This window comes from Pseudomonas sp. (assembly GCF_049645325.1).
GTDB lineage: Bacteria > Pseudomonadota > Gammaproteobacteria > Pseudomonadales > Pseudomonadaceae > Aquipseudomonas.
Map to the genome: position 1 here is coordinate 1 of NZ_JBARTQ010000151.1, position 4,406 is coordinate 4,406.

The 4,406-nt window shown below is 62.1% G+C and carries 8 protein-coding genes; 4 read left to right on the forward strand and 4 right to left on the reverse strand.

The features are described 5' to 3' along the window. Positions 1-287 precede the first annotated feature (287 nt). The gene (locus WBB95_RS06645; RefSeq protein ID WP_424486841.1) at positions 288-755 is read right to left on the reverse strand and encodes a copper chaperone PCu(A)C; all 468 of its coding nucleotides are present in this window, start codon (positions 753-755) and stop codon (positions 288-290) included. Continuing rightward, complete coding sequence (locus WBB95_RS06650) at positions 755-1,363, reverse strand: SCO family protein (RefSeq protein WP_424486842.1); 609 nt, start codon at positions 1,361-1,363, stop codon at positions 755-757. The genes WBB95_RS06645 and WBB95_RS06650 overlap by 1 nt, the downstream gene beginning before the upstream one ends. A 180-nt stretch (positions 1,364-1,543) precedes the next feature. Between WBB95_RS06650 and WBB95_RS06655 the strand changes: the two genes are divergently transcribed. Beyond that, positions 1,544-1,927 (forward strand): DUF2946 domain-containing protein, encoded by a 384-nt coding sequence (locus tag WBB95_RS06655; protein ID WP_424486843.1) that lies wholly within the window; start codon positions 1,544-1,546, stop codon positions 1,925-1,927. Positions 1,928-1,989: 62 nt separating this feature from the next. Continuing rightward, complete coding sequence (locus WBB95_RS06660) at positions 1,990-2,535, forward strand: putative natural product biosynthesis protein (RefSeq protein ID WP_424486844.1); 546 nt, start codon at positions 1,990-1,992, stop codon at positions 2,533-2,535. On the opposite strand, the gene WBB95_RS06665 is transcribed toward WBB95_RS06660, so the two are convergent. Continuing rightward, complete coding sequence (locus WBB95_RS06665) at positions 2,510-3,424, reverse strand: aromatic alcohol reductase (RefSeq protein ID WP_424486845.1); 915 nt, start codon at positions 3,422-3,424, stop codon at positions 2,510-2,512. The genes WBB95_RS06660 and WBB95_RS06665 overlap by 26 nt on opposite strands. Positions 3,425-3,515: 91 nt before the next feature. On the opposite strand from WBB95_RS06665, the gene WBB95_RS06670 reads away from it, so the two are divergent. Both WBB95_RS06670 and WBB95_RS06675 read left to right on the forward strand, forming a co-directional pair. After that, a complete protein-coding gene (locus WBB95_RS06670; protein ID WP_424486846.1) occupies positions 3,516-3,920 on the forward strand; it encodes a winged helix-turn-helix transcriptional regulator in 405 nt (134 codons plus the stop codon). 48 nt (positions 3,921-3,968) lie between these two features. Continuing rightward, positions 3,969-4,220 (forward strand): hypothetical protein, encoded by a 252-nt coding sequence (locus tag WBB95_RS06675; RefSeq protein WP_424486847.1) that lies wholly within the window; start codon positions 3,969-3,971, stop codon positions 4,218-4,220. Positions 4,221-4,264: 44 nt separating this feature from the next. Here the strand turns inward: WBB95_RS06675 and WBB95_RS06680 are convergent. Further along, the coding region (locus WBB95_RS06680) for a general stress protein (RefSeq protein WP_424486848.1) at positions 4,265-4,406 on the reverse strand (142 nt) is incomplete at its 5' end.

The following is a 4,406-nucleotide window of genomic DNA, read 5'->3' on the forward strand; positions in this document are numbered from 1 at the left end:
CGTTAACCACGATGGCCGCACGCAGGCTTGAATCCGTGGGTAACCCGGCAAGGATGCCGGGTTAGCCGCCCCGCGCCATGGATGGCGCGTGGCGGCGGCCCACGGATTCAAGCCGGAGTGCGGGCACACCGAGCCGGAGGCGAGGTGCCGAGTGGAGGGGCAAGAGCCTTTTGGTTACTTTTGGGCTCCTTTCAAAAGTGACCCGCTGTAAGAGCGGAACCCATTGAAGCCATCACCCAAATAACGGATATACACCCAAAAAAGCCCAAACCCCCCCCCCCGGCCGCTCAATGCATCGCGCTGTGATCCACCCCATCCAGCCCACGCGCCGGCGCCACAACCTCAACCAACTGCTTCCCACCCTTGGCGTCCTCCACCGTCAACGTCAGCGGCACCTGGTCACCTTCCTTGATCTGCCGAGTCAACCCCATCAGCATCACGTGGTAACCATTCGGGTCAAGCGTGACCGCCTTGCCCGCAGGCAACGCCACCGAATCCACCGGGCCCATGCGCATCACGTCGTCTTTCATGCTCATCTCATGAATCTGCACATCCTTGGCCAGCGGCGAAGCCACGCTGAGCAACTTGCTGTCACTGTCGGCAGTGACCGTCATGAAGGCCCCGCTCGAAGGCTGGCCCGGCACCGAGGCGCGCACCCAGGCGTCGGTGACTTGCACCTGGGCACTGGCGTGGGCGGCGAGGCCCAGCAGAGTGAGGCCAAAGGTGATGCGCTTGAGGTGTTGAACGGCAGTCATTAGCAGACCTCCATGACGGTGAGCAGGTCTTCTGCGCACTCTTTAGCGGTAAGGGATGCCGACAGGCCCAGGCGCAGGTTGCCGCGGGTGTCGAAGACAAAACTGGTGGCCGTGTGAGACAGCGTATAGGTATCACCGGCGGGGATCTTTTCATAAAAGATCCCGAACTCCTTGGCGGCCACGGCGATTTCTTCCGGGGTGCCGTAGAGCGCTTCGAAGCTGGGGTCGAAGGCCTTGACGTACTTGTCGAGAATGTCCGGCGTGTCGCGCTCGGGGTCGAGGGTGATGAACACCACCTGCATGATCTTGCCGTCGCGGCCTATCAGCTTCTTGGCCTGGGCGGCGCGCGCCAGGGTGGTCGGGCACACCGCCGGGCATTGGGTAAAACCGAAGAACACCACCGGCATCAGGCCACGGAACGAACTCAGGGTGACGGTTTCGCCGTCGGTGTTCTTGAGCTTGAAGGTGCGGCCCATGATCTTGTCACTGAGGTCCTTGCCGTACTTGAAGTTCAGCTTGGGGCTGTAGTCACAGCCGCCCAGCAGGCTGCCCAGGCCCAACAGGCCCATACCGGTCAGCACTTTGCGGCGGGTGAATAACGTACTCATCAACTGTGCATCCTGTGAAACGCCTGCATTGCTCTGGAGCTACACATCAGGCTTTGAATAGGAGTAACGAGGAGGGCGCACAGTCTACCAACCCTGGCCAGCCCGCGTAATCTGCGACGTTCTGCCACAGGGGCGCGCCGTGCTTCATCCCTTTGGGCCTTCGGTGGTAGAGTCGCCGCCATGAAATTGCGCCATTCCGACCGTTCGCTGATCGCCTGGACCCTGTACTTCTGCGTGCTGATGAACGTGTTCGTCTGCGGTTTGGGCCATGGCGAGATGATGGGTTTGCAGCTCAATGGCATCGGCGGCCAGTTCTGTTCTGTCGAAGGCGGCCAGCGGCCACTTTCCGACAAAGGGTTGACTAACCCGTCTTCCAGCAACATCTCGAACTACTTTGCCTGCCCGGTGTGCTCCGCCGTGACCGTGGCGATCGTGTTCCTGATCGGCCTGGCCTGGCTGTTGGGCCTTGGGCAAACCCCACGCCCGGCCCATGAGCAGCGCAACAAGGCGCCTCCGCGCTATTCCTGGCCCTCGGCCAACCCCCGCGCTTCCCCCGCATTCTGACGTGTGCCTTGGGCTTCCTGTGATCAGGAGGCGTTCTATCGTCACGACTGTGAGTGCATTTCATGAACCCTGTATTGCCTGCAGGCGCTCGTCGCCTGGTCAGCAAGGCGTCCCGTCGCCTGCGTGCGGAACCGGCGGCGCTTGAATACCCGAGCAATTCGCGTTGCTTCGTGCACCTGGACGCGCGTTTGTTGCCGTATTGGCACACGCTGTTCGACATCTGCCCGGCGCTGCTCAAACTCGACCCGCCCGAGGGGCTGAACCTGTTTCGCAGCTTCATGATCTGGGCCTATCACCACCAACCGCCGCTGGATTGGACCTATCACCTGAACGTGTGCCGTTGGCTGCTGGCGTCGCCGTACCAGACGCAGATTGACGCTGAACCCATCGAAGCGTTTATGGCGGCTGCGGCGGCCTGTTGGATACACACCGATGACAGCCAGGCCCGGGGCGTGGTCCTGGCCTGGCAAGGTTCAAGGGTTTTCGATTGGAAAGACGCTGCGGTTGCAGGCGCCGAGCATCAGAGGTTGCCGGCAGCGGCGTGGGACTTCGCCTGGAGCCCACTGACCAGGCACGGTGGCTTCAGCGGGTGGTTGCCGGTGCCGTGAGGTTCTGGCGAATCCAGCGTTCAACGTCGGTGACGGCGATGTGCTGCTGAGCATTGAAGGTCACGGCGCGGTCCCAGGCCACGCCGTTGCCTTGGGCGAATACCGCGCGGTACTTCTGCAGGGTGTCGTCGGGGTTTTTGGCCAGGTCCGCCAGCAAGCTCGGCACTGACCAACGCTCGCGGTTGAGCGTAATGTCGAGCACCGAATCGACGGTATCGGCCAGTTGCCCGTAGGTCAGGGTATCGCCAGCGGTGTACACCACCTGATTGGTAAGTGCCGGTTCTGCCAGCACGATCTGCGCCGTCAGCCGGCCGATGTCCTCGGGCGTGGTGACGGTCACGGCGGTGTCCCAGTCGCCCAAGGCATGCACCGTATTGTGGGCCAGGTCGACCACGCCGAACGACGGCTCAAACAGAAAACTGGTGAACATTCCGGTCGAGATAATCAGCCATTGCGTGCCGTGTTGCCCGCGCAACAGGTCGCGCACATCCAGTTGCTCGTCGAACGTATCCTGCGGGCTGCCACGGCCAATCACGTCGTAATCCACACCGAACTGCCACGGCACATAACGCTGCACGCCGCCGTCGATGGCCGCCTGCGCCAGCTTGCGTTGAGTGCCGGGGCCTGCGGCAAAACCGGTGCAGCAGATCACCGTGGTGAAGGGTGAGAAGAGCGCGGCAAGGGTGCTTTGGCTGTCGTTCTGCAGGTCACCGGCTACCAGTTCAACGCCCAGTTCACGCAGGGTTTGCGCCGCCGCAGACTGCATGCTGGCGGGGCGCAGCAATACCGCAATGCGCGTTGAGTGTGGCGCGGCCTGGGTGACCAGTGCGCGCAGCACGGCCATGCCCAGTTCACCGGCGCCCAGCACCAGAAAGGAAGAGGGGGTCATTGGGTTCTCCGTCTGTGTTGAAAGTCGTGGCATGCTTGCAGAATTGATCGCCGCGCATAAGAAGGCACACCAGTGATACCGGGAGAGGAACATGGATAACGACGAGATCATCCGGCGCTCGCAAGGGGCCTGTGATGCGCTGAGTGCGGACGACGACGGCCTCAAGCGCGAAGTGCTGACCCACGCCGGCAACCGGTGGTCCTTGGGCATCGTGCATGTGCTGGGCGTGTCCGGGCGCCTGCGTCACGCCGAGATTGGCCGGCGCCTGCAGGGTGTCACCCAGCGCATGCTGACGCGCACGTTACGCCAGCTGGAACGCGATGGTTTGGTCGTGCGTCATGACTTTCACGAAGTGCCACCCAAGGTCGAATACGCGCTGACGGCGCTCGGCACGCAGTTACTGGTCCACATGATTCCGCTGTGGACCTGGGTGGTGGATAACGGCGGGGCGTTTCGCCAGGCGCGCGAGCAGTTCGACCAGCACGCCGAGGGCTAACTACCGCTGCGTTGGGTTTTTTTCCTGGGTTTTTTGCTGGCTGGCTGTTTGCTTGAAGTGCCGCTGGTGGAGGCTTTCTCTTTCGGCGGTGTCTCGGCCTTTTTGTCGCTGTCGGACGGGCTGCTCGGGTACGTGCCGGGAGGCAGCGCAGAACCGGCGGCGCCACTGCCGCTCAGCGAGTTTGCGGGGGCAATGCTGTCGCCGAACGCGGTGCAAACTGGGTTGGTCAGCAGGACTGACAAACCGACGATAATCAACATCCTTTGGGAAACACTGGTCTTCATGACTCAATCCCCCTGATTCAGACCGAAGCCCGGAAAATCCGGGCCCCGGTGGTGCATCAATCAAGACTTCTTGTTACCGCCGCCGGCGCTGTGCGCGCCGCCTTTTTTGCCGGCTTCAGAAGCCTTTTCGCGGTCATTGGCAAAATTGCCGCCGGAGCCTTGGCCACCACTTTTATGGGTGGTATCTGGCTTGGCTTTACCG

Coding starts and splice junctions, on each gene's coding strand:
- WBB95_RS06645 (WP_424486841.1), bottom strand. CDS start 755: ATGACTGCCGTTCAACACCTCAAGCGCATCACCTTTGGCCTCACTCTG.
- WBB95_RS06650 (WP_424486842.1), bottom strand. CDS start 1,363: ATGAGTACGTTATTCACCCGCCGCAAAGTGCTGACCGGTATGGGCCTG.
- WBB95_RS06655 (WP_424486843.1), top strand. CDS start 1,544: ATGAAATTGCGCCATTCCGACCGTTCGCTGATCGCCTGGACCCTGTAC.
- WBB95_RS06660 (WP_424486844.1), top strand. CDS start 1,990: ATGAACCCTGTATTGCCTGCAGGCGCTCGTCGCCTGGTCAGCAAGGCG.
- WBB95_RS06665 (WP_424486845.1), bottom strand. CDS start 3,424: ATGACCCCCTCTTCCTTTCTGGTGCTGGGCGCCGGTGAACTGGGCATG.
- WBB95_RS06670 (WP_424486846.1), top strand. CDS start 3,516: ATGGATAACGACGAGATCATCCGGCGCTCGCAAGGGGCCTGTGATGCG.